Annotated in this window: 25 protein-coding genes; 1 reads left to right on the top strand and 24 read right to left on the bottom strand. The window is 50.6% G+C overall.

Going from position 1 to position 24,187, the window contains the following annotated elements; genetic code table 11:
• Window position 1: 1 nt before the first annotated feature.
• From fliQ to CLC93_RS10880, 15 genes are all read right to left on the bottom strand, one after another.
• Window positions 2-271 carry a flagellar biosynthesis protein FliQ gene (gene fliQ / locus CLC93_RS10950; RefSeq protein ID WP_095505997.1) on the bottom strand — a complete coding sequence of 90 codons (270 nt, stop codon included), beginning with the start codon at window positions 269-271 and terminating at the stop codon, window positions 2-4.
• Window positions 268-1,017, bottom strand: a complete 750-nt coding sequence (gene fliP / locus CLC93_RS10945) for a flagellar type III secretion system pore protein FliP (RefSeq protein ID WP_095505996.1) — start codon at window positions 1,015-1,017, stop codon at window positions 268-270. The genes fliQ and fliP overlap by 4 nt, the downstream gene beginning before the upstream one ends.
• On the bottom strand, window positions 1,014-1,364 hold the full coding sequence (fliO, locus tag CLC93_RS10940; protein ID WP_095505995.1) for a flagellar biosynthetic protein FliO: 351 nt from the start codon (window positions 1,362-1,364) through the stop codon (window positions 1,014-1,016). The genes fliP and fliO overlap by 4 nt, the downstream gene beginning before the upstream one ends.
• 3 nt (window positions 1,365-1,367) lie before the next feature.
• On the bottom strand, window positions 1,368-1,769 hold the full coding sequence (gene fliN / locus CLC93_RS10935; RefSeq protein WP_095505994.1) for a flagellar motor switch protein FliN: 402 nt from the start codon (window positions 1,767-1,769) through the stop codon (window positions 1,368-1,370).
• 41 nt (window positions 1,770-1,810) lie between these two features.
• A complete protein-coding gene (gene fliM / locus CLC93_RS10930) occupies window positions 1,811-2,842 on the bottom strand; it encodes a flagellar motor switch protein FliM (RefSeq protein ID WP_095505993.1) in 1,032 nt (343 codons plus the stop codon).
• A gap of 9 nt (window positions 2,843-2,851) precedes the next feature.
• On the bottom strand, window positions 2,852-3,376 hold the full coding sequence (fliL, locus tag CLC93_RS10925; RefSeq protein WP_095505992.1) for a flagellar basal body-associated protein FliL: 525 nt from the start codon (window positions 3,374-3,376) through the stop codon (window positions 2,852-2,854).
• 45 nt (window positions 3,377-3,421) lie between these two features.
• Window positions 3,422-5,014: a flagellar hook-length control protein FliK gene (locus tag CLC93_RS10920; RefSeq protein WP_095505991.1), complete on the bottom strand. Its 1,593-nt coding sequence runs from the start codon at window positions 5,012-5,014 to the stop codon at window positions 3,422-3,424.
• A gap of 109 nt (window positions 5,015-5,123) precedes the next feature.
• The gene (gene fliJ / locus CLC93_RS10915; RefSeq protein WP_095505990.1) at window positions 5,124-5,567 is read right to left on the bottom strand and encodes a flagellar export protein FliJ; all 444 of its coding nucleotides are present in this window, start codon (window positions 5,565-5,567) and stop codon (window positions 5,124-5,126) included.
• 57 nt (window positions 5,568-5,624) lie between these two features.
• Window positions 5,625-6,962 (bottom strand): flagellar protein export ATPase FliI, encoded by a 1,338-nt coding sequence (fliI, locus tag CLC93_RS10910; protein ID WP_095505989.1) that lies wholly within the window; start codon window positions 6,960-6,962, stop codon window positions 5,625-5,627.
• Entirely contained in the window at window positions 6,955-7,785 is an 831-nt protein-coding gene (locus CLC93_RS10905; RefSeq protein ID WP_095505988.1) for a flagellar assembly protein FliH, read from the bottom strand. The genes fliI and CLC93_RS10905 overlap by 8 nt, the downstream gene beginning before the upstream one ends.
• Window positions 7,772-8,815, bottom strand: coding sequence for a flagellar motor switch protein FliG (gene fliG / locus CLC93_RS10900; protein ID WP_095505987.1), 1,044 nt, complete (start codon window positions 8,813-8,815; stop codon window positions 7,772-7,774). Before fliG ends, CLC93_RS10905 begins: the two co-directional genes overlap by 14 nt.
• Window positions 8,802-10,421: a flagellar basal-body MS-ring/collar protein FliF gene (gene fliF / locus CLC93_RS10895; RefSeq protein WP_245837147.1), complete on the bottom strand. Its 1,620-nt coding sequence runs from the start codon at window positions 10,419-10,421 to the stop codon at window positions 8,802-8,804. The genes fliG and fliF overlap by 14 nt, the downstream gene beginning before the upstream one ends.
• Before the next feature lie 131 nt (window positions 10,422-10,552).
• Complete coding sequence (gene fliE, locus CLC93_RS10890) at window positions 10,553-10,885, bottom strand: flagellar hook-basal body complex protein FliE (RefSeq protein ID WP_095505986.1); 333 nt, start codon at window positions 10,883-10,885, stop codon at window positions 10,553-10,555.
• A 160-nt stretch (window positions 10,886-11,045) separates the two neighbouring features.
• Complete coding sequence (locus CLC93_RS10885; protein ID WP_095505985.1) at window positions 11,046-12,368, bottom strand: sigma-54-dependent transcriptional regulator; 1,323 nt, start codon at window positions 12,366-12,368, stop codon at window positions 11,046-11,048.
• A complete protein-coding gene (locus CLC93_RS10880) occupies window positions 12,361-13,383 on the bottom strand; it encodes a sensor histidine kinase (protein ID WP_095505984.1) in 1,023 nt (340 codons plus the stop codon). The genes CLC93_RS10885 and CLC93_RS10880 overlap by 8 nt, the downstream gene beginning before the upstream one ends.
• Window positions 13,384-13,736: 353 nt before the next feature.
• Between CLC93_RS10880 and CLC93_RS10875 the strand changes: the two genes are divergently transcribed.
• Window positions 13,737-15,167, top strand: a complete 1,431-nt coding sequence (locus CLC93_RS10875; protein ID WP_095505983.1) for a sigma-54 dependent transcriptional regulator — start codon at window positions 13,737-13,739, stop codon at window positions 15,165-15,167.
• Between the two features lie 264 nt (window positions 15,168-15,431).
• On the opposite strand, the gene fliS is transcribed toward CLC93_RS10875, so the two are convergent.
• The 9 genes from fliS to flgJ form a co-directional block, all read right to left on the bottom strand.
• A complete protein-coding gene (gene fliS / locus CLC93_RS10870; RefSeq protein WP_095505982.1) occupies window positions 15,432-15,821 on the bottom strand; it encodes a flagellar export chaperone FliS in 390 nt (129 codons plus the stop codon).
• Window positions 15,822-15,990: 169 nt separating this feature from the next.
• Window positions 15,991-16,305, bottom strand: a complete 315-nt coding sequence (locus tag CLC93_RS10865) for a hypothetical protein (RefSeq protein ID WP_095505981.1) — start codon at window positions 16,303-16,305, stop codon at window positions 15,991-15,993.
• Window positions 16,305-17,687 carry a flagellar filament capping protein FliD gene (gene fliD / locus CLC93_RS10860; RefSeq protein ID WP_095505980.1) on the bottom strand — a complete coding sequence of 461 codons (1,383 nt, stop codon included), beginning with the start codon at window positions 17,685-17,687 and terminating at the stop codon, window positions 16,305-16,307. Before fliD ends, CLC93_RS10865 begins: the two co-directional genes overlap by 1 nt.
• A 19-nt stretch (window positions 17,688-17,706) precedes the next feature.
• Complete coding sequence (locus tag CLC93_RS10855; RefSeq protein ID WP_095505979.1) at window positions 17,707-18,093, bottom strand: flagellar protein FlaG; 387 nt, start codon at window positions 18,091-18,093, stop codon at window positions 17,707-17,709.
• Window positions 18,094-18,228: 135 nt separating this feature from the next.
• Window positions 18,229-19,044, bottom strand: coding sequence for a flagellin N-terminal helical domain-containing protein (locus CLC93_RS10850; RefSeq protein WP_095505978.1), 816 nt, complete (start codon window positions 19,042-19,044; stop codon window positions 18,229-18,231).
• Window positions 19,045-19,213: 169 nt separating this feature from the next.
• Window positions 19,214-20,032: a flagellin N-terminal helical domain-containing protein gene (locus CLC93_RS10845; RefSeq protein ID WP_095505977.1), complete on the bottom strand. Its 819-nt coding sequence runs from the start codon at window positions 20,030-20,032 to the stop codon at window positions 19,214-19,216.
• A gap of 53 nt (window positions 20,033-20,085) precedes the next feature.
• Window positions 20,086-21,291, bottom strand: coding sequence for a flagellar hook-associated protein FlgL (gene flgL, locus CLC93_RS10840; protein ID WP_095505976.1), 1,206 nt, complete (start codon window positions 21,289-21,291; stop codon window positions 20,086-20,088).
• 8 nt (window positions 21,292-21,299) lie between these two features.
• Window positions 21,300-23,210 carry a flagellar hook-associated protein FlgK gene (gene flgK, locus CLC93_RS10835; protein ID WP_095505975.1) on the bottom strand — a complete coding sequence of 637 codons (1,911 nt, stop codon included), beginning with the start codon at window positions 23,208-23,210 and terminating at the stop codon, window positions 21,300-21,302.
• A complete protein-coding gene (gene flgJ / locus CLC93_RS10830) occupies window positions 23,207-24,178 on the bottom strand; it encodes a flagellar assembly peptidoglycan hydrolase FlgJ (RefSeq protein ID WP_095505974.1) in 972 nt (323 codons plus the stop codon). The genes flgK and flgJ overlap by 4 nt, the downstream gene beginning before the upstream one ends.
• Between the last annotated feature and the right edge of the window lie 9 nt (window positions 24,179-24,187).

Raw genomic sequence — 24,187 nt, 5'->3', positions numbered from 1 at the left:
ATTAGCCTATAACGGCTGGGATCTGCGCCACCATTTCTTGCATGAACTCCATCAAGGTGCGGATCAGCCAGTGACCCAACACCATCATGGCCAGCAAGGTGGTTAGCAGACGAGGTAAGAAACTTAAGGTCTGCTCGTTAATCGAAGTCGCGGCCTGAAACACAGCCACAATCAAACCCACCAACAAACCTGGAACCACAATCGCCGAAACCATGATCACTACTGTGTACAAGGCTTCGCGGAAAATGTCGACGAAAGCTTCTGGACTCATGGGCTTAGTCCAAAGCTGTTAGCCAGCGAACCAAGTACCAGATTCCAGCCGTCAACCAGCACGAACAACATGATCTTAAACGGCAAGGATACAATCATGGGCGATAGCATCATCATACCCATGGCCATCAGCACCGAGGCTACCACCAAGTCCACCACCAAAAACGGAATAAACAGCATAAAGCCGATTTGAAAGGCGGTTTTAAGCTCAGAAGTGATAAAGGCAGGTACTAATACCTGCATAGGCACCGCCTCTGGCGAATCGATGTCTTGCAAGTCCGCCATTTCGGCAAACAGGTTGAGGTCTTTCATGCGGGTTTGCGACAGCATGAACTCTCTAAGCGGCACCTGACCCGTTTCGTAGGCTTGTTGCAGCGTTATTTGGTCGTTCATGTAAGGCTCAATGGCTTGCTCATAGGCCTGGTCGAACACAGGCGCCATAATAAAAAACGACATGAATAAACTAATGCCTAACAGAATCTGATTCGACGGGGTTTGCTGCAAGCCAATGGCCTGACGCAAAATCGCCAAGGTGACAATGATTCGAGTAAAACTGGTGAGCATGATGACCATCGCCGGCAGAAAGCTCAGCGCCGTCATCAGCAATAGGATTTGTAGGGTCACCGAATACTCTTGAGTGCCGTCAGCGGCGGTAGTGACTGTCACCGCCGGTAAAATTCCGTCAGCGGCCAGTGCAGGAGCACCAAAACCCATTAGCAAAACCAGTCCCATTAACCAACGACTCATGACTGGTTTTCCTTGTTTTGTGCTTGTTTATCTTTGGCTTGAACGCGCATCGCTTGCAGGCCGGTCGCCGGTATGTCGATGGGCGGTGAGATGGTGTCAATCAAACTGATGTTATGGGCGGTCACCCCAAGCAAGTACTGCTTGTCTCCCAGTTGTACCAGGGTTAGCTTTTCTTTGCCGCCAAGCGAGGTGACGGCTTTGGTGGTAATTGCGCCTTGGGCTAATTGAGTCAGATTAAGGCGGCGCACCAAATAGGCCAACCCCAATATCAAACCCAACACCAGCACAAGTCCACCCAATAGTTGCGCCAGCTCGGCGAACCAACTGATTTTTTGTTCTTCTGCCATGGACTACTTCAGTTTTTTAATACGCTCGGTCTGGCTGATGACGTCTGTGAGTCGAATACCAAATTTGTCGTTTACTACTACCACTTCGCCGTGAGCGATAAGGGTGCCGTTGACCATTACATCCAACGGCTCACCGGCGATACGGTCTAGCTCGACCACAGAGCCCTGATTCAATTGAAGTAGATTGCGAATAGAGATTTGTGCTCGGCCCACTTCCATCGAAATAGTGACCGGAATGTCCATAATGGCATCGAGCTTTTCGTTTTCAGCCTTAGATAACTTGGTGCCTGCGCCGGGCAACTCTTCTAGAGCCACCGCTTGTACGTCTAGCTCTTGGTCCTGCTCGGCCAGCGCGTCGGCCCAGGCATCGGCCATGTCTTGTTGATTTTGATCTTCGGTCGTCATTAGCGCATTTCCTTAGTGCCTGTTTCCAGGTCGAATTTTTGTTATTCCAGCTCTTGCTTCTTGCGTTCTTGGGCGCGCTTTGGCACCAACTGTAGCTGGGATTTCACCGTTTCAGGGCGAGGAATTTGTTCAGTAATTTTCACAGCGACGTTGTCACCGCTGCGGCCTACTTTGCCGCGGTAAGTTGGCAAATCTTCCACTTTTACCAACAAGTGCTCCGGCATATCCACCGGAATGATGTCACCGGCTTCCAAGTTGACTATGTCACGCAGGCTCATTTCGTGCTCAAGCAACTGGGTCTGTAAGCCGACTCTGACGTCCATGATTTCGTCCTTGAGGGCCTTTGACCAGCGCATGTCGATGTCCTGCTTATCGCTTTGAACACCGGCATCTAGCAGCTCGCGAATCGGCTCGATCATCGAATAAGGCATGGCGATGTGAAAATCGCCGCCACCACCGTCAAGCTCAATGTGGAACGAGCTAACCACCACCACTTCGGTAGGACTGACAATGTTGGCCATGGCTGGGTTTACTTCCGAGTCCATGTATTCCATGTCTAAGTCCATCACTGGCGCCCAAGCTTGGTGATAGTCTTCAAAGATGACTTTTAGCATGAGTTGGATGATGCGACGTTCAGTGGGAGTAAATTCACGGCCTTCAATTTTGGCGTGAAAACGTCCGTCGCCGCCAAAAAAGTTGTCCACCATGATGAACACCAAACGAGCTTCCATGGTGATAAGCGCGGTACCTTTGAGTGGATTAAAGCGCACCATATTCAAGCTAGTTGGCACAAACAAGGTGTGGGTGTACTCGCTAAACTTCAACATTTGCACGCCGTTGATCGACACATCGGCGGCGCGGCGCATCATGTTGAACAGACTAATGCGCATGTGCCGCGCAAATCGTTCATTGACGATTTCAAGCGTTGGCATGCGCCCGCGGACAATTCTATCCTGGGCACTGAAATCAAATCGAACCGCATCGCCAAGCTCTTCTTCCGGGGCTTCTTCGACAACATCGTCGACCCCGTGCAATAGCGCATCAATCTCTTCTTGGCTTAATAAATCGGTCACTGTGGTTCCTTATTGCATCACAAACCCGGTGAATAACACTCGCTCAACCACACTGCGCCCTTCCACTTTGGACAGTGCCGACTGAACACCTTGCAAGGCTTCATTGCGCAACTGCTCTTTACCTTCCAACGTGGCCAGCTGCTCTATCGAAGCTCGGCTGAAAGTGGTGAGGATGGCATCCTCAATCAAAGGTACGTGCTTGCGCGCAATGCGGCTATTGTCTCGACCGCGAACCAGCAGCTGCACCTTAATTTGAACTAAGCGAGTTCGACCATCACCGGTGGCGTTGAATAGGAATGGACGAGGCATAGGAACGTAATCGGCGGCTTCTTGGGCGACTTTTGGCTCTAGGCTTTCGTGCGTGATTTCAGTCTTGGCAGCGGGCTTTTGTGCTTCGTCAGAAGAACCCCAAAGAAATAGCCATAGGACAACGACAACGCCTATCAGCACGCTTGCTGCAATGCCAGCTATGATCCACCGCTTCGGTGTCGAAGCTTTGGGCACTTCTTCCAATTGCAAACTTTGGTCACTCATTACATTCTTCCTAGAATTGCCGGCTGAGACGGCTCCTATTGTTATTTAGGCATAATAATCGATACGTCTAGCATAACCAATGCTCCAACCCTCGGCTGACGAGGATTTGTGCGGGTCAAAGGGCAAATCTTGGACCTCGCTCCCGTCTTCGAGTGGATTTTGAACCCAAAGGCTGTGAGCATCGTCATCACGACTGTCCGAATGGGCCTGCTGCTCCTTTGATTCTTGTCCCGAAACATCGGTATTACCCAAATCCAGCCCTTGTTGTTGCATCAGTTCTCGCAGGCGAGGTAATGCCGACTCAAGCAATTCACGGGCATGTGGCTGAGCCGCCATGAATTGAACTTGCGCTTGCTCCCCCTGCATTTGGATTCGAATTTGTAAGCTACCCAGCTCTGCCGGGTCTAGCCGAATTTCCGCGTGCTGTTGGCCGTGACGGATCATCGCCTGTATCTGATTCTGAATCTGACCAGGCGTCATCTGCATTGGCGTTTGCGCCTGAGTTTGGGCTTGGGGTAACGTCTGAGCCACGCTAGCCGTGTTTAGATGATTCTGACTCAACAACGGGCGTTCAGAATTAACTAGAGGATGGACATCTTGAGTGGTTGCAGCGGTCGACGCGGGTTGATTCACTAACCCTTCAAGTCTGACCGAATGGCCTTTGGCTCGCGTTTGCAAGCCCTCTTGTATCCCTTTCAGCATGGCCTTACTTTGTGCCAACACAGTCACTAAATCACTCTTCGCCGTGGGTTGAGCGTCAGTTTTAATCGCCCCATCGCTCTTACCCGCGCTCGCTCCTTGCGACTCACTCAACAAATACGTTGGTCTGTCTTTGCTCGACTGAGATTGAACCGCAACACTGGTAGCCTGATTAAGCTGGTCTTTGGTTGACTTGTTTTGGAGCAAAACCTCTTTTGAGTCGACATCACGCTTCTCAGCCGGCTTAGCCGTTATCGCATGTTGAGCTGAAAGCTCGCCTTTTTCAGTGGAATTAACAAGCGCTACTTGTTGAGGCGGAAATTCACCGGCCTTAAGCGGCAAACTTTGGCCATCGGCGCTAACTGATGGCTGGCTGTGGCTACCGCTGCCGATTTGGTTTGGCTGAATGACTGTCGAATCTACGGCTCGGTTGGCGCTGAGATTGGTCTGGGCGCCTTGCTCACTTGACTTAGCATCGACGCCGGATTCCGATTTAGTACTGCCTGTGCTTGTATCGACAATGGACACATCTGCATATCGCTTAGACGCTTGGCCTTCACGCAAATGGTTTGAGTTATCAACCACGGTTTCCGCTTTGCCACTATCGGCTGATAGCGATGGTGTTGGCGCGTCGGTAATAGCGGTCACAGTGACTTGTGTGGCCGGCACATTGTCAGCCTCAAGGTCAGCTTGAGGCGGCGTATCTGTCGATGAGTCATGTTCTGCAGACGACTCGATACTCGAGTCATCGGCGTCGCCGGTCAAGGCCGGGTTTGAGCCTGTTATTTCGTCTTCGGCTGGCTGACTCGCGAGTTGTTGGTTGAGCAGTGAGTCAAACTCGCTTTCAGTAGCATCACTATCATGAGCACAGCTCCCATCTGCGGGCTTAAGTCCACTGCTGCTTGGTGAAAGCATACTGGCGTCAAAACTGGGTCCCATGCACAGGTTCTCGCTATTAAATCCAATCGCAATAAGCCGCTTTAAAGCGTCAAATGTCCTGGACTAAGTGTCTAGATTAAGTAAGTCAAAGCAAACTTAGTGCCAATCGTTATGCTTGGCGGCGCAAAAAGGCTTGAATGGCAAACTCGTCGGTGGCCTTTTGCTCTTGCTTTGCGGCTTGTATCTGCAGCAAGGCGAGACGTTTATCTATTAATTGCTCCATTGCTCGGCATTTTTGCTGAAGCGTTTGCCACTCTTGCCGGCACTGGTTTTGGGCGTGCATTGCCTGATGCATCGCCTGATTTTCCGCTTCGCTGGCTTTATCAAGCTGGCTGATAAACTGGTGATACTGGTGGTAGTGATTGGCGTTCAACGCCTGCCCTTTCTGACGATTCATCTGCCCGAGGTAGTCAAAGCGATACTGCTGAATTTGCGCCAGTTGTTGTTGATGACGCTCCAGTTGAGCCGTGGCTTGCGACAGTTTTTGTTGCGCTTGTTGCTCTTGCTGTTGAGACAATTCGAGCACTTGTTGTAACTGATTGAGATCGGCCATAAAAGCCTCCTATGCTTGGTCCGTTCGCGAGCCTTTTTCAGGCTCTGTAACGCCCGATTACGGACATTGGGCGGCCAACTGACTCAACATCAATTGACAGTCTTGCAAGACCACCACTTCTTTCATTTGTTGTTGCAGATAGGCGCTGACAACTGGCTGGAGCAACAACGCCTTATCTACTTTGGGATCGCTACCCTGAACGTAGGCGCCAATTGAGACCAAGTCTTTATTGCGCTGATACAGGGAATAACAACGCTTGACCGCTCGCGCTTGATTGACATGATCTTCAGAAACCACTTGTGGCATCACCCGTGATATCGACGCTTCGATATCCACCGCGGGATAATGACCGCTCTCAGCCAACTCTCGCGACAAAACGACGTGTCCATCGAGAATCGCTCGAGACGCATCGGCGATGGGGTCTTGTTGGTCATCCCCTTCGGTCAACACGGTATAAAACGCCGTAATAGACCCTTGGCCTGCACTACCATTGCCAGCGCGTTCCACTAGTTTGGGTAATTTGGCGAAAACCGATGGCGGGTAACCTTTGGTGGCCGGCGGCTCGCCCACTGCCAAGGCAATTTCACGCTGCGCTTGGGCATAGCGAGTCAAGCTGTCCATCAGCAACAACACATCTTTGCCTAAGTCGCGAAAATACTCAGCCACACGAGTGGCGGTTTCACAAGCGCGCAGGCGCATCAACGGCGTGGTGTCAGCTGGCGCCGCGATCACCACAGAGCGTGCACGTCCTTGCTCGCCCAGAATCTCTTCAATGAATTCTTTGACCTCGCGACCACGCTCGCCCACTAAGCCCACCACAATCACATCCGCTGTGGTACCGCGAGTCATCATGCCCAACAGCACAGATTTACCCACACCAGAGCCTGCAAACAAACCCATACGCTGGCCTTTGCCAACCGTCAGCAAACCATTGATGGCTCGCACCCCCACATCCAGTGGTGTATTCACCGGGCGTCGAGCCAAAGGGTTCACTGTAATCGCTTGGCGACTGGCTTGTTCATGGGTAGCCAAAGGACCTAATCCGTCAATCGGCTGAGCGTTGCCGTCTAACACTCGTCCCAATAGGGACATGCCAACAGGAATGCCTTGTTGAGCGCCGAGCGGCGTCACTTTGGCACCTGGCAGTACCCCCTCTAGCGGCTCAACCGGCATCAAATACAAAAGGTTGTCTTCAAAACCAATCACCTCGGCGATTAACTCACCAGTTAGGGTTTCGATGCTGCATAGGCTGCCCAAGGGTGCGCGACAACCTCGAGCTTCAAGGGTAAGGCCCACCACTCGTACCAACTCACCGCTAGCGATGGGTTTGTAAGGGAGCACTTTGGCTCGCGCCGTTTGTATCTTGGCGCACAGACGCTCACGACGCTCAAGCATTGCTGTCCTCAGCGGTGTGATTGAGTTGCTCGCGGATCGCCTGAGTGACGCTTTGTACGCGATCGCTCCAGTTCCAATTCAGTTTTGAGTGAGCCGAAGCCAAAGCCAATTCGCCGGGGTTGAGTTGTGGATTAGAGAACAATTGCCAGTTCTGCTCTTGCAACTGCTCAGCGGTATAGAAATCTTCAATCAAGGCTTTATCTTCCGCGGTCGCCTCGATCCGTACTCCGGACTCAGCCTTTGGTAGAGCTTCAATACCGGCGCGCAAGGCCTGCAAAATGTGCTCTGGTTTTTGGCTGATTTCCGCCATTACCACCTGCTCGGCGAGCTCAAGTGCTAAGGCCAATAATTGATGTTCAACTTGCTCATCGATAACAGCTAGCGGCTGGGCAAGTTGTTGATTTAGGGTTTGCCAGCGTTCAGCTTGCTCGATAGCCAACTGCTTGCCTTCGGCCAATCCCTGCTCTCGACCTTCCGCTAACCCTTGCTGACGGCCTTCTTCCTGACCGGTTTGGCGGCCCTCTTCAAGCCCTTGAGCAAAACCCTGTTCGTGGCCCTGCAACATGCCCTCGTCGAACGCCGACTGTCGAATCGCTTCGATTTCTTCCATGGTTGGCGGCTTGGGTAGGTTGGACTCTGCCTGCGCTTGAGCGCGCATGGCAGCGAGATCGACCCCAAACGCATTGGACAAGTCAGCCGCTTCAAACTCGGGCTGCTCGGCCATTTTTGGCTCTGTGTTTTGAGCCTGCGACGGAGCCGTTTCGACAAACTCAGCTTCGTCCATCACCAGCGCTTCTTCAAACGGCGTATTACAAGAATTCATCGCCGCCACCGCTGCCTAGCATAATTTCGCCGGCATCCGCCAAACGACGGGCCACAGTAAGAATGTCTTTTTGCGCAGCTTCCACTTCGCTGATGCGAATCGGCCCCATGGCTTCCATGTCTTCGCGCATCATGTCTGCTGCACGCTTAGACATATTGCTTAAGATCTTCTCTTTGAGTGTTTCATCCGTGCCCTTGAGGGCTTTCATCAGATCGTCTTGCGGGACTTCACGCAGTATGGTTTGAATGCCGCGATCGTCTACATCGATTAGATTCTCAAATACGAACATCAAGTCTTGAATTTGTTGCGCCATTTCTTCGTCACTGTCGCGAATGGCGTCCATGACCTGGCTTTCGATGCCAGTATCCAAGTAGTTCATGATGTCGGCAGCCGCCTTCAGGCCGCCCATCTTGGCCGCTTGTGCGCCTGCTTGACCGGCGAACTGTTTCTCCATAATGTCATTGAGCTCTTGCAGCGCCGCTGGCTGCACTTCTTCGAGATTGGCGATCCGCATCATTAGGTCTAAGCGCACTGGCTCTGGGAACTGAGCCATGATTTCTGCGGCTTGATCCGGCTCTAGATAAGACATCACGATAGTTTGAATTTGAGGGTGCTCGCTTTGAATGATACTGGCCACCTGGCGCGCATCCATCCACTTCAACGAGTCTAGGCCTTTCGCCCCCTTACCCATCACAATCTGTTCGATAAGATTGCCGGCCTTGTCTTCGCCCAAAGCTGTAGTTAGTGCTTTGCGAACGAATTCTTCAGAGTTAAAGCCAATGGTCGAGAACTGTTGTAGCTGATCGAGAAATTGGCGATGAACTGCGGTGACTTTCTCTTGGCTAAAATCCTCCATTGCCGCCATCACACGGCCTACTGCTTGAACCTGTTTAGGCTCCAAGTTCTTCAGAATTTTGGCGGCGTCAGATTCGCTAAGGCTGAGTAGCAAAATGGCAGTGCGTTCGAGTCCTGACAAAGTACTCAAGTCAAATCCGGCCTCTTTGGCCACGGCTAGATTATTTTGGGGCATCTTCGGTCAACCAACTTTTGATAACTTGAGTGGACAGCTCTGGCTCGTTGGCCACTAGCGCGCGAATCGCTTTAAGCATGTCATCGTCTTTGTGCAGATCCGGCAGGCGAATCGAGCCGTCTTCGGCGTAGCTGTAACTACCTGGGTCTTGGGTCAACATGCCCAGCGTGTCGGCTGCGTACTGGTCTTCGATTTCGGCCAGCTCATAACCTCCAGGCTGAGGCTCTTCTTCGCCTTTGTTGAGCATGCGATTGAGCACGGGACGAACCACGGTCAGGAACAACACCAGCGCTGCAAGCAGGCCGGCGAATAACTTCACGCCGCGCCAGAATAGCGGATGCTCGTAAAATGGCGGCTCTGGCAAGGCTTCAATGGCGTTGTCGATAAAGGGGAAAGACACCACTTCGATTTGGTCACCGCGACCATTGGAGAACCCAATAGAGCCCTCAAGCAAGCGACGAATATTGGCCAATTCGGCTTCGCTATAGGGCACGCGCTGCACGCCCTCTTCGCCCATTTGCTCTTTGTAGTCCACTGCCACTGACACGCTAACTCGGTCAATCACACCCACTTGATTGCGAGTGTGGCTGATGGTGGTATCCAGCTCGTAGTTGCGAGTTTGCTCGCGATGGGTTGAGCCTAAACGCAAGGTTTCGTCGGTTTGCGCTTCCTCTAAAGTTTGCGGGATTTGGCTTGCCGCTGGCGGCTGATTAGACAAAGCCCCTGGCACGCCGCCCACCTCGTTGCTGCTAGAGCCGCGCTCTAAGGTCATCTCGCTGCGCACGGTGGGCTCAGAATGAAAACGCTTGGAAGTTTCCTCAACTGCGGTGAAGTCCATGCTGACATCCACTTGAGCAGTGAAGGCATCCACACCCAGAATTGGCATCAAAATGGTTTCGATTTTTTGGCGATATTCCAGCTCTTTTTGCTGAACCAGTTCTTGCTCTCGACGGGCCTGAGTCGAAGCGGCATCCTTCGAGCCTGAACTCAACAAGCGGCCGCTTTGATCGGTAACCGTGACTCGATTCGGCTTAAGCGCGTGTACCGCCGAGGCCACCAAGTCGACGACTGAGTCCACTTCTTCTTGCTTTAACACGGCACCACGACGCAGGTTTACCACCACAGTGGCACTTGGCTCTTGCTGACGTCGAGCAAAAACGTTTTCTTTTGGCAGCGCCAAAATCACTTTGGCGCGATTGATTTTTTGCAGCTCTTCAATGGCACGAGCTAGGTTTTGTTCTTGAGAGTGTTTAAGGCGCGCCTGCTCCATGCGCTGGGACACCCCAAAACCACTGTCTTGGCTTAAGTAGTCTGTGCCTGTCTCGTTGGTTTGGTCTAAGCCAGCGCGAGCCAATGCCAGTTTTATCGACTGGTAGTCGGCTTCAGGGACTTTGATCAGGTCACCTTGTAACTGGTACTTCAGTTGGTTCTTGTCGAGAAAATCCAAGGTTTCGATCAGTTCTTGGGTTTCAAATTGACCTAGAGGACGGTATTCGGGCTCTTGCGCCCACAACATGATGAATACGGCAATGGCAAGGGTAATAGCCAACAAAAGAATCAGGCTGATTTGACGCAGAACGTCTAACCCACCCAACTGAGAAAACATTCCCGCTTTGTTCTCTTCGACGGTAGAGCTGTTTTGCACCTGACCATCTAACACTGCTTGGGTCTGACCGGGAAGCGCCGGATTTTGGTTTTGTTGAGTTAGCTCAGCCACAAACTAATTCCTGTATTTGATTAAACCGGCATATTCATAATGTCTTTGTACGCTTCAACGAGCTTGTTGCGTACTTGAACCGTGGCTTCAAACGCCACACTGGCCTTCTCGCGAGCGATCACTGTGTCGGACAGACTGACACTGGAGTCACCCATTTCTAGACGCGTCGATAGGTCGCTGGCGGTGGATTGAAGCTGGTTGACCTGGCCGATGGCCTGAGTCAAAAGGGCTGAGAAGTCGCCGCTTTTAGCGGGATTAACCGAGTTGGGTTGCACGTCCGGTGCGATAGGCGCTGAGAGTGAGCGAATCTGGGATTGCATCTCAGCGAACAAGGCGTTGCCTTTAATGTCCATGTTATCCTCAAGCAATTGTTATTTTGCCGAAGTCTTGACGCTTCGTGTTTGTTTGACATAACTATGCAACTTGAATGCCAAATACTTGAACGTATGTACAATTGCTGCTTCTTTGAGCGAAGCGGCGATGGCGATCCCAAAACGCTCGCCATCGGTGAGGTTAAGCCGGAATTTCGATACCGGCTTCGCGCATTTTAGCCAGCTTGTAGCGCAAGGTGCGCGAGCTAATGCCTAATTTTTCAGCGACGGCTTTTCGACTGCCTTGGCACTGATTAAGAGTTTCGAGAATGATTTGGTGCTCTTGTGCACGCACACCCGCACCCAAACTGTCACTCGATACTGGCGCCGGCGCTGCCGCTTGGTAGCCTTCGATAACAATGTCGTCTGCATCTAGCGTATCGCCTTGGCGCAAAATCAACGCGCGTTGAACCACGTTGTCGAGCTCGCGCACATTGCCCGGCCAGCGATGTCCTAATAACTTGCGCGCCGCCGCTTCGCTAAGTTCTGGCGTGCTGTCACCACTGCGCTGACAGTGCTTTTCCAGCAAATGACGAGCTAATGGCAGGATATCGCCCGGGCGCTCGCACAATGCTGGCCAAGCCAGTGGAAAAACATTGAGTCGATAGTACAAATCTTCGCGGAACTTGCCCTCATCGACGTATTGTTTAAGGTCGCGGTTGGAAGTTGCCAAGACTCGCACGTTGAGCGGAATAACTTTACGCCCACCCAAGCGCTCTACCTCGCGCTCTTGCAACACCCGCAGTAGTTTAGCTTGCAGACCTAAATCCATTTCCGAGACTTCATCGAGCAACAAGGTCCCATCTTGCGCCTGCTCGAATTTGCCTGGGCACGCTTGATGGGCGCCGGTATAGGCGCCTTTCTCATAACCAAACAAAGTGGCTTCAAGCATGTTCTCAGGAATCGCCGCACAGTTAATCGCCACAAAAGGCGCATCGTTGCGTGACGAATGTTGGTGCAGGTATCGCGCTAGCACTTCTTTACCCGAACCGCTAGGGCCTGTGATCATCACGCTAGCGTCTGACTTAGCCACTTTTTGAGCCAGTTTTAACAGGGCCTGCGATTGCTCATCGGCCACCACTGCTTGCTCTTCGCCGCCAGCTCGCATTAAATAGCGCTCTACCTGATTGAGTAGCACCTGCGGCGAGAATGGTTTTTGCAAGTAGTCTTTGGCGCCAAGTTTCATGGCCTCGACCGCTTTTTCTACCGCGGCGTAGGCGGTCATTAGCAGTACGGGTAATTGGGGTTGTTGCTTTTGGATAAAGCCCAACAAGGCCACACCGTCCATCGCACCCATTTGAACGTCGGATACCACCAGCCCAAATTGGGTTTTCTTAAGGGCAATCACCGCCGCTTCGGCGCTGTCTACCGCTATCACCGGATATTGAGCAAGCTCTAGAGTATCAACCAGCGCCTCGCGCAGCGCGGCATCGTCTTCCACTAACAAAATTGGTAAATCAGCCATTTACACATTCCTGTGAATTGATTACTGCTTGTTGCGAGGGCAAGGGAAAACTCAGTTCAACCAGACAGCCCTGATTCTCCAAGCTACCAATTTGAACACTGCCCTGATGGTTTCGCATGACACTTTGTACCACTGCCAACCCAAGTCCTGTGCCTTGGGATTTAGTGGTGTAGAAAGGCTGCACGGCTTGCAATTGGGTATCTGCGCCCATGCCCTGTCCGTTATCCAATACCGACAGCACCAATGCGCTTTGGCGTTGCTCTAGGCGCAACTCGATGCGAGTCGCCTTGGCTTCCATGGCGTTCATTAGCAAATTGCCAATCGCTGAAGACAAAGCGTTGCTGTTGCCTTGGATTTGCGCAGACGTCAGTTGCTTAAAGGCAATTTCACATTGGTTGCGCTGAGCATGAGCATCCACACTTTCGATGGATTGCTGTACAGCGGCGTTAAGCGACATATCGGCAAGCGGTTGGCTCGGCGAACGAGCGAACATCAACATGTCATTAACCTGAGATTCAAGCTCGTTGAGGCGATCAACCAACTTGCCTTGGAACTTTTGTTGCGATTGCGGATTTAGCCCTGGGTTACCTAGGTTGGATGCGTATAGCAGCGCAGCACTTAGTGGGGTGCGCACTTGATGGGCAAGGGATGCCATCATTTTACCCAGAGCACTCAAGCGCTCCATGTGCGCCATGTTGCGTTGCAACTCGCGAGTTTCGGTCAAGTCGGTCAGCACTATCATCTGACCGTTCTCTTGCTCTAACGGGGTCATCGCCACTTGCACGCGGCGACCGTTCTTCAAGGAAACTTCATGACCATCATCCGCTTGCGGTGCGAAGTCGCGTTGAATGATGTGTATCCAACGCTGACCGACCAATGGGTCGTCTAGTAAATTCGCGGCACTGGGATTGGCCTCAATCACGACGCCATTGGCGTCCAAAATAATGATCCCAGAGGGCATGGCTTGTAAAAGTGCGTCGTAACGTCCACTGTGAACTTCGGCAACCCGAGACATCCAAACTCCGTCAAAAAACTGCGCTTATTATTGTTATGCCAAGGAGATTTGCAAGGAGGATGCCAACTCGAGAACATCGGTAATTCATTACCAAAAGTGAAACTTGTTAACAGGTATTGGGCGTCAGATTCCTGACTGTGTTCAAAATTTCGTCAGGATTTCTGGCTAATGTTTGACCTTTTTGGAATTAGCTCGCGAAACCGTCAACAAAGCTCGGATAACTGAGCTTTAGACTTGCGCTTTGGGCATCATTTAGGACATTATTTTGCAAAAGGACTTTAACTCGGTACGCGATTTTAGATTTACGCGAGAAGTCCAAACCGAAGATGCAACTAATAAAACGTTAATAACAAATGCAGACAGACCAGCGGATTCTACTTGTCGACAATTTATCAGAGCGCGTCCAGCGTCTCTTTTGCGTCCTTGAGTTTCTCGGGGAAAAAGTCGAGCTAAGAAAACTGGAAGAAGTAGCCAACGCCGCCGAGCCCAAACGCTGGCGCGCGGTTATCATTGCTACTGACCAGATTACGCCTGAACAAATTTCTAGGGTTGCCGCCAAATTGCCTTGGCAACCGATACTGACCATAGGCAGGAGTCAGGTCGAGCCATGCCAAAACTTAATTGGCCAGCTCGACGAACCGCTAGCCTACCCTCAGGTCACCGAGCTTCTTAATTTCTGCCAAGTCTTTGGCCAAACCGTACGCCCACAAACTCCTACTAGCCCGAATCAAACCAAACTGTTTCGCAGCCTAGTCGGCCGCAGCACAGGTATTTCGCAAGTTCGCCACATGATCAACCAAGTGGCCGAAACCGATGCGACCGTGCTGATTTTGGGACAATCAGGTACGGGTAAAGAAGTGGTTGCACGCAATATTCATTACTTGTCAGCCCGCTCAAATGGTCCCTTCATTCCGGTGAACTGTGGTGCCATTCCTGGCGAGCTGTTAGAGAGTGAATTGTTTGGTCATGAAAAAGGTGCTTTCACCGGTGCAATTAGCTCTCGTAAGGGCCGATTTGAGCTAGCCAACGGCGGTACCTTATTCCTCGATGAAATTGGCGATATGCCAATGCCGATGCAAGTAAAACTGCTTCGAGTACTGCAAGAAAGAACTTTTGACCGCGTCGGTGGAAACAAGTCAATCGCGACCGATGTACGCGTGATCGCAGCAACTCACCGCAATCTTGAGCATATGATTGCCGATGGCACTTTCCGCGAGGACTTGTTCTATCGCTTGAATGTGTTCCCAATTGAAATGCCGAGTTTGAGCGAGCGCGCTGACGATATTCCGCTGCTATTGCAAGAATTAGTATCGCGAGTATTTAACGAAGGCAAAGGTAAAGTTCGCTTCACTCAGCGCGCCATTGACTCGCTGATGGAACACCCCTGGTCGGGCAATGTGCGAGAGCTTTCGAACCTAGTTGAGCGCTTAACCATCTTGTTCCCCAACGGCATGGTCGATGTGAACGACCTACCAATGAAATATCGTCACATTGACGTGCCGGCTTACGCGGTAGAGGTGCCAGAAGAGCAGCTAGAGCGCGATGCCTTGGCCGCTATCTTTACCGACGAGGAGCCGGTGGAGATTCCTATGGGTCAGCTGAGTAACGAGCTGCCCGCAGAGGGTGTGAACCTTAAAGACTTGTTGGCAGAGCTGGAAATCGACATGATCCGCCAAGCATTGGATCAGCAGGAAAATGTGGTTAGCCGCGCCGCTGAAATGCTGGGTATTCGCCGTACGACTCTGGTAGAGAAAATGCGTAAGTATGGACTGAGCAAGGCTTAGTGGCACTCCTGTCGTCCCCAGCTGTCATCCCCAGCTTGACTGGGGACCCATCCAACCGCCACTCACGCTTGTCATTCCCAACTCACGCTTGTCATTCCCAACTCACGCTTGTCATTCCCAACTTGATTGGGAATCTAGCCACTTGCTAACCAGCAGTTAGGTAGATTCCCGCTTTCGCGCGAATGACAGGGGTTCGCGAGAATGACAGGGTTTCGCGAGCACGACTGAGCACGACGAAGGAATTAGGAAGCAAACTTGCAGAGGTTACTTATGATGCATATCCGCCGGAATCGCATCCCAACCAGCTTTAACCTCACGCAGCAAGCCACTAATCTCGTCAATGATATTTACGTCATTGGCCATATTCGCAGCCGCCAACTGACGAGTCATATAGTCGTACAGCGCATCCAGGTTTTGGCTGATCTCGCCACCCTGCTCCATATCCAAACTGCCGCGTAGACCAGAAATGATGCCTTGCGCCTTATTGAGCTGTTCGCCCTTCAGCGCCATATCGTTTTGCTCCATGGCATAACGAGTGCGTGCTAGACGCTCTAACGCGCCATTAAACAGCATTTGTACCAAGCGATGAGGCGAAGCCGCCGCCACCTGACTTTCGATGTCGACCTTGCGATAGGCTTGCAACGATCCTCTCATATGATTTCCTCTATCCTTAGTTTCCAACGTTGGAATAAGTGATTAGTGGGGCGAAACCCCATTGGCCAAATCGCATCAATTGAGATAGCGCGTTTGGCTCTTATTTGTCACCTGACATATCACTACTAACTAAAGCAATTATCAGGCCAAAGGTGTGTGTAATGCGGAATTATCTAGCGTTGGCGACAGCCTGATAGGCCTTTTGGGTATTGGCACCCTTTTTAAGACGATGCAATGCCGCGGCGGAAGCCATTTTTTGCTTCACCGCCCACTCGCTCAACGCCTTGTTAAAGGCCATGTGCTCGGCCAGTTGCTCATCCAAAATCCCTTGGCTAACCAGTTCGTTTAGACAATTCGAACGAACGGCCAGATGCTTTTGTAATTCCAGCAAATAGGCCTCAGGTTCCTCTGGTAAATCCTGGTTGAGAAAATTACGTTCCAACCACACATTAGTCTGTTCCAAATGTTCAAGAAGTGACTGCATTATGTCCGCACCAATCCAGGCAGTGAGTCAAAACGACTTTGCAAAGAGGCGCCTTGTGCATTTAGCTGACTCACTATCAAATCCATAGCGTTGAACTGCTTATATAGCCTGGCTTCCAGAGCTTCCATCCTGTAGGCCAAATCTTCGCGTTGATCGTCAATTCTATCGATTTGTCCATTTAGGCTTTTGTCTCGACCATCTAACAATCCGCCAGTTTGCGTGTATCGTTCAAGAAGCTCGTTAAACCCTACTGCAAGCCCATCCTCTGAATTAGCGAAAAAGTGGGCGGGATCAAGCTGCCCGTCTTCCAGAGCTGCAGCCATTTTGCCTTCGTCTATTTCCAACTTGCCATATCGATCGCTAGTAATTCCAAACTCAGACAATGCCTTCCCGTCAACTAGGTTCATGACCTGAGATTTTAATTGGGATGACAGGCCCCTGACTAAGCTATCACCCTGCAGTGGTCCACCGCTTTCAGTTTCGGCATTATAACTACTGTCTTTTGAAATCAAGTCCTGTATCTCATTATATGCATCAACGAATGCAACAAGAGCTTCGGTAATTTTTTCCTGATCTTTAGCGACCGAAATCCAGACTGGTTCGCCGCCCGTTGTCTCCGTCAAATCTAAACTAATTCCATTAATAACGTTATCGACTTTGTTCGTCGAAGAGGTAACAACTAATCCATCAATTTCGATAATTGCGTCTAATGGTTGTTGTAACTGGGTTAGCTTACTAGTACTAGGGGATTGGTTGTCGCTTTGGCTACCGAATAAGTCCGTGAGAGAAGTACCCGATCCAGAGTTTGTAGCTGAGATTTCTAATGCGTTTGAAGTTCCGGTCTCACTTGAGGTTAATACTAACCGGGCACCTTCATCGCTATTTACTATGCTAGCTTGGACACCAGAATTTTCAGGAGAATCATTAATTGCTCGCATCACGTCCTGTAGGGAATCCGTCGGTCCGACAATAATGTCAAAGTTCTCGCCTCCAACTCCTAAAGTGACAGTACCTTCTCCAACTGGTGAAGTAACGTCGTTCACCGCATTTAAAGCCACTTTGTGTTGAGATGCCAATTGATTAACCTTTACTTGGTATCTTCCTGGAGTCGAATTTTCTGAAGTAGTTACGCTAAAAAATCCATCTTTGCTGAGCTCGGCGGTGGAAGAAGAAAAAAAGCTAGCTTTACTGAGGCTTTCCAACGATTCGCTAAATTTAGCTAGAGTAGATTTTAAATTACCAAAAGCAGATATCTGGGCTTTCAGGCCACTTTCTTGAGCGTCAAAAGAGGCTTCTTTAGGGGCTTTTTGCGCATTCACTAGACTGCTTACAATAGCGTTAATATCTAACCCAGACCCCATCCCCGTAGCGGTCAATGCCATGCGTTACCTCTTAGTATAATCATGCTTCGTCGTTTAAAAGTAATCCTTGAGCATCGGCCAACTTTTGGGCTAGCTCTAAAGCTTCAATAGAAGGGATATGTCTTATCACCTCTCCCGTATCCGTATCAATGACAGCGATTGTTTGCTTTCCGGAGGCTTCGTGAATTCCAAAACTCAGCCCCTTTTGTATCATTTCTACAAACTCTGCCATCTCATGCACGATTTGTTCCAAATCCACCTGTTCACGAGACTCGGCGCCAGACTTTGCTTGGTTGGCTTCCACCGAGCTAACGCTTGCTTGCTCTGGCAGCTCTTGCTGCTTGGCTTGAGCGGCTTGCGCTTCTAGATTCGGCTTAGTCAACAAGCTGGCGTTGCTACTCGCGGCAGCGGCCTGATTAATTTCCATAAAGCCTCCAGTTTCCCTAATGATTCCGGCTTGATAGTTAGCTCTATTGCCGGGCGGCAAATCCTTGCCACCGAAAAACAAAAAGCGGAGACGCGCTTAGTGCACGGCTCCGCGATAGATTCCACCTTGGGTCTGTTACAGTAGCGATAGAGCCAATTGTGGGATTTGGTTAGCTTGCGCTAGCATCGCAGAACCAGACTGTTGCAGTACTTGCTGCTTGGTCATTTCTGCAGTTTCCTTGGCAAAGTCAACGTCTTGGATACGGCTACGCGCATCGGCTACGTTGGCTTGGATATTAGACATGTTATTGATGCTGTGGCTCAATCGGTTTTGAAATGAACCCAAAGTCGCGCGCTGACCATCAACCAATTTGATCGCGTCGTCGATCGCAGTGATTGAAGTCGCAGCTGCACTCGCATCGGTTACATCTAATGAATCTACAGACAAAGCAGCTGCATCGATGTCACTAATGCTTAACGCCAAGGTATCGCCCGATGATGCACCGATGGCAAATGATTTAGATGTAAATGAACCGTCAATAAGAGCAACACCACCGAACTCAGTTTTGTCGGCGATTCGAGTCAATTCTGAGGCTAAAGCAGTGATTTCGTTGCCGATGGCGGTGCGCTCATCTGCTCCGTTTGAGTCGTTTGCGGCTTGCAGAGCCAGGTCACGCATGCGATGTAGAATGTTGGTTGATTCCTGCATAGCGCCTTCGGCGGTTTGAGCTATTGAAATACCATCATTAGCATTTCGCATTGCCACATCGATACCTCTTACTTGTGAGGTTAAGCGGTTGGCAATTTGTAGACCAGCTGCATCGTCTTTGGCAGAGTTAATGCGAAGCCCACTAGAAAGGCGCTCCATCGATTGTTGCATTGCGCCGTTTGCGTTATTCAGGTTCTTCTGAGCAAACATGGAAGTTACGTTGGTATTTACAGTAATAGCCATTTTGATTTTCCCTTTTAGCTTGAATCAAAGAGCCTGAATAAATTGATGTTTTTGCAGGCCATTCACGTTCGGTTCAAAACTATTAACGGCCCCTAAAAGAAAACCTTTAGATCTTTTTTCAATAAAAAAACGACCCATATGGGTCGTTATTTCCTGGCTAGATCAAATGCTATTGCAGTAGCGAAAGTGCCAATTGTGGAATCTGGTTTGCCTGCGCAAGCATGGCAGACCCCGATTGTTGTAACACTTGCTGCTTTGTCATCTCGGCTGTTTCTTTGGCAAAATCCACGTCTTGAATTCGGCTTCGGGCATCAGCTACATTCGCTTGAATGTTGCTTTGGTTATTTATCGTATGTGACAACCGATTTTGGAATGTACCTAGCGTGGACCTCTGCGTGTCGATAGTACCAATTGCTGTGTCAATTGCCGTGATCGCCGCCCCCGCATTTGTCGCATCGGATACGTCAAGAGCGTTCACTCCGAGAGCAGTTGAGTCAAAGTCTCCTATACTCAATCCAATAGTGTCACCAGAAGCCGCTCCAATCTGAAAGGACTTTCCGGTATAAGATCCATCAAGAAGTTTAACTCCACCGAATTCAGTTTTCTCAGAGATTCGAGTTAATTCAGCGCTCAAAGCAGAAATTTCGTTTCCAATGGCAGTCCTTTCAGCAGTACCATTTGAATCGTTCGCAGCCTGTAATGCCAGATCGCGCATGCGGTGTAGAATGTTGGTTGACTCTTGCATAGCACCTTCAGCGGTTTGCGCTATGGATATGCCATCATTCGCATTTCGCATCGCCACATCAATACCTCGAATTTGTGAGGTTAATCGGTTGGCAATTTGCAAGCCGGCAGCGTCGTCTTTTGCTGAATTAATTCGCAAACCGCTAGACAATCGCTCCATCGCTTGCTGCATTGAACCATTGGCGCTATTCAGGTTTCTTTGTGCCAACATTGAAGTGACATTCGTATTTACTGTAATTGCCATCCGCGAGACTCCTTTTGTGGCCGCCTGACTTCTTTCAAAACCCTTGGCTGCACTTAGATATAGTTAAATAAACTTATTGTATTCACTTTCGAAAAAGTGTTGTTTACGGCGTTCAACGCCAACATTTGTTGCTCAAACAGCGTTATAGCTTCTGCATAGTCAACGTCTTGCAAAGGCGAAAGTGCTGTCTCATTCAACAACCGCGTTTCCTCATGCGCTTGTTGAAATGAATCAAGGCTCTTTAAAGTGTTCCCAAACTCACCCCGCTTTAGATGAATGGACGCAAGCCCTTGGTCTATATCATTCAAAAGCTGTGCCAACTCTTTTTGACCCGCGGGTGATTCCAAGCCAGGATCCGCGTTAAGCAGGTCTATCGCTTGATTTAGCGAAGAGAACACATCAAAACTGCTGCCAGGCGTGGTATCGATGACATCACCGATTTCTGGCGTTCCGCTGAACTGAACTTCCATACCGTTGAATTTCAACGGTTGCGACGGGTCGAATGGCGATTGGGTGTGCACCGTATTGCCGCCACTGTCCAGTACCTGCAATTCCATGCCGCCGCTGCCATCGCCAACAAACTGGTAGCGGAAATCGTCTGCCGTGTGGTTTGCCGGATCGGTGATCTTTGCCGACTCCAAGAAACCATCCCCAGTATTGCCCGCGTCGTAACTGGCACGATAATCACCGCTTGGGTTGGCAATTTGCATCAGCATATCTAGGCCGGACGTTGAGGTATCGATGCGAACGCCATCATCGACTAGCGCTTCGAGCTTGCCCGCATCGCCGCGAAATACCACAGTGCCATCCGCTTGACGCACAAACGGCGCTTCACCTTGTTGGTGGCCGCCAAACACGTAATTACCACTGGCGTCTTTGGTGTTGCCAATCGCAACTAACTCGTCCACCAAATTATTCATTTCATCGGACAACAGCCCTTTCTCGTCAGCGGTCAGTTGGCCATTGTTGGCGCGGAGCATCAGCTCTTTGACATTGTTAAGTAGGCTATCGGCTTCACCCATCTTGGCTTCGTTCAAACTCAAGCGATTGCGAGCGTAATCAATATTGCTCAAGTATTGCTCGGCCAAGCGGTTTTGCTGATTAAGGTTGTTAATTGCAATTGCCGCAATCGGGTCATCACCGGCGGTGTTCACCTTTTTACCTGTGGCCAATTGCTCCATGGTTTGGTTGAGCAGGTTCTGCGTCTTGGACAGCTGCGAGTGCGAATTGAAATAAAGCAGATTAGTGGAAATACGCATGATTCATCCTATCGCAGCGAGTTAAATAAAGTGTCGTACAGCTCAGAAGCAGTACTCATTAAACGAGCTGAGGCTTGGTAGGCCTGCTGGAAGCGCATTAGGTTTGCAGCTTCCTCGTCAAGGTTGACGCCAGATTCTGACTGAACGCGAGTGTAAGCCTGGTTGTAGAAAGCTTGAGCACTCTCCACCTCACCGGCAGCACGCTTGGTCTGGGCACCAACTGAGTTGATAGTTTGGTTAAATACATCGACAAAGGTTTGCCGCCCACCGTTCATGATTTTGTCGGTTTGCAAGCCCGCCATGGCCAGCGCATTGCTGTTATCGCCCTCGCCAAAGGACATATCCAAGGTGAAGCTGTCACCATCTTTCAAATCGTTTGGCACGGCTAACGTTACGCCAGCCACCGTTAGGCTTGGTGGCGTATAAGGACCGCTGCTCACCGTATTGCCGTCTTTGTCGGTGGCGGTGTAAGTACCGTTGCTGGCATCAAAAGTTAAGGTCAGAGGCGAATCGGCGGTGGGAAAGTTGTTCGCGGTTCTATCAACACCCAAAACGCCCAGAGTCGCACCGCTGTTGTTCTCGTCAGCTTCGATTGAGTATCCTGCCGCGGCGATGCCATCTGGGTCGGTCATAGTGACTTCTAGCGCGCTAGAAATACCGGCGGCGGGACGAATTTCAAAACGATCGCCGTCGTTCATGGCGCCAGCGTCAATGCGAATGCTGAAACCATCACCGCCAATTAGGCGCGACGGGTCATTCGGGTCAGGCGTCAGGGGAATTTGCTCACCGCTGGTTTTATTGAGTAACTGATACTGGCCAGCTTCAAAGCTCAAGGTATAACTGCCCGAGCCCAATTGGCTGAAGTCGTCGATGTTGACGCTAAGCTGGGCGTTACCAGTATTTTCGGAGTAACCGCCCACTCGCCCTAATGACAATTCAGGGCTATTGATGTCGCTAAAGATGTCCTGACCGATTTGGCCGTTCAAATCAAAGCCGTTGCGTTGCGCTTCGTTGATAGCACCGGCAATACCCGCAGCCAACTGGCTTAGCTGCATTTTGGCTGGGACCAAGCTTTGGTCGCGATACTCAAACAGCGCCTGCATTTGCCCGCCCAGTCGTGCACCATCAACGCTGACAGTACGTCCACCTGAAGTTACTGTGAGACCAATTTCATCGCCAAATGGGTCGCCGTCAGTGACACCCAACTGCATTGGAATTTCACCGGATACCAGCATCACCGAGCCGCCAATCATGATGCTTTTAGCACCGTTTTCCAGCGGCACAGCGTTAACATCTGTGTATTGCGATAACTCTTGAATCAGCTGTTCTTGTCGGTCTTGCAGGGCGGGGTCCTGCACCTGCTGCCCCATCAACTTGGTATTGATGTCAGCAATTTCTTTACTGATGTCGTTAATGCGATCCGCAGTGGCTCGAATTTGATCGTTGGTGTTGTTGTATTGAACGTCCAGTTGACTGCTCAAAGAGCGAATCGACTGAGCGACGCGATCGGCGTTGCTCAGCAAATTGGTGCGCATGCCAGGATCACTAGGCAAGTCGCCTAGCTTGTTAAAGGCATCGAACATGTCGTTGATGGCATTCGGCACGGATTTGCCGGTTAACGAGAAGAGTTGGTCCAACTCATTAAGCTTGGTGTACTTGGCTTCTGAATAGCTCAGATTACTCTGGCTAATACGCATTTCTTTGGTCGCAAACTCATTGTAAATGCGTTTTACATCAGACACATAAGTGCCGGCACCTTGAAACGCTCCACCAATAAAATCCGAGCCAATCGAGCGTTGTTCTGCCACCTGACGGTGATAACCTGCCGTGTTGGCATTGGCAATGTTATTGGAAGTCACGCCCAGTTGGCGCTGCGCCGCGAGCAATCCGCTACGGCCAATATTCAGTAAGTCGCTCATTGGTCAGCCTCGGGCAAAAACTTGCCGCCGAATTGGCGAGTAATTTGTTCCATCAGGCCTTTCACTTTGTCCCCGTAGTTCGGGTCGGTGGCATAACCGGCTTGATGAATGGCGTCGATGAATTCGCCCGGAGAGGCAGCTTTATCCAGAGCCGACTGGTAGCGAGAGCCGGATTGCAAAAAGCTGACAAAATCGTCAAAGCTTTGCTGAAACCCTTGGTAGGCGCGAAAGTCGGCTTGTTTTTTCACCGCAACGCCTTGCTCAAATTCTAAGGTGGCCACTTGGGTCTTATCTCCATTCCATCGACGGTCGGCTTTGATATTGAAAAGATTAAAGCTGGATTCACCGTTGGAGCGTTTTACGATTTTACGTCCCCAGCCAGTTTCCAGCGCCGACTGCGCTAATAGCAATGCAGGTGATGTGCCAAGTTTCTGGCTGGCCTCGATAGCCATAGGGGTAAGCTGGTTGATGAAGTCTTCGGCTTGGTCAAAGAAGCCCGTGGCTTGAGGGCTAGCTTCAGCTTGCACAGAGGCTTGTTTAGATTCCTCTGAAAGCTTTTTAGTATCAGCCACTTGCTCAGAAGGTTTAACCACTGCCGGAGCCATGACGGTTTGACTATCAAGGCCACCGCGAAGACTACTTGCCGGCGCAAAATTGGCACTGCCGCCACCGAGCTGGGTAACAATCAAATCCGCCAAACCCAAACTGCCTTTTTGGCTGAGGTCCACCGACATTTGTTGGTCGTGCATCTGCTGGTAAAACTGGGTGTATTGAGTATTGAAAGGACTGTCGCTTTCAAAAGCCGCGTTAGCTTCACGCATGCTTTTAAGCACCATTTGCATGAATAAGCCCTCGAACTGCTCGGCGGCAGCTCGCAGGGCTTGTGGGTCATTGTCTTTGGCTTGGGAGCGCAATTTATCTAAACCAGCTAAATCCATATAGTGCTGGCTTTCCGATATTTTGTTCATTCCCTGACC

This window comes from Paraferrimonas sedimenticola, from assembly GCF_002282855.1.
GTDB classification, from domain to species: Bacteria; Pseudomonadota; Gammaproteobacteria; order Enterobacterales; family Shewanellaceae; genus Paraferrimonas; species Paraferrimonas sedimenticola.
Note: the sequence above shows the minus strand (reverse complement) of the source record. Positions and strands in the feature narration are given on the sequence as shown.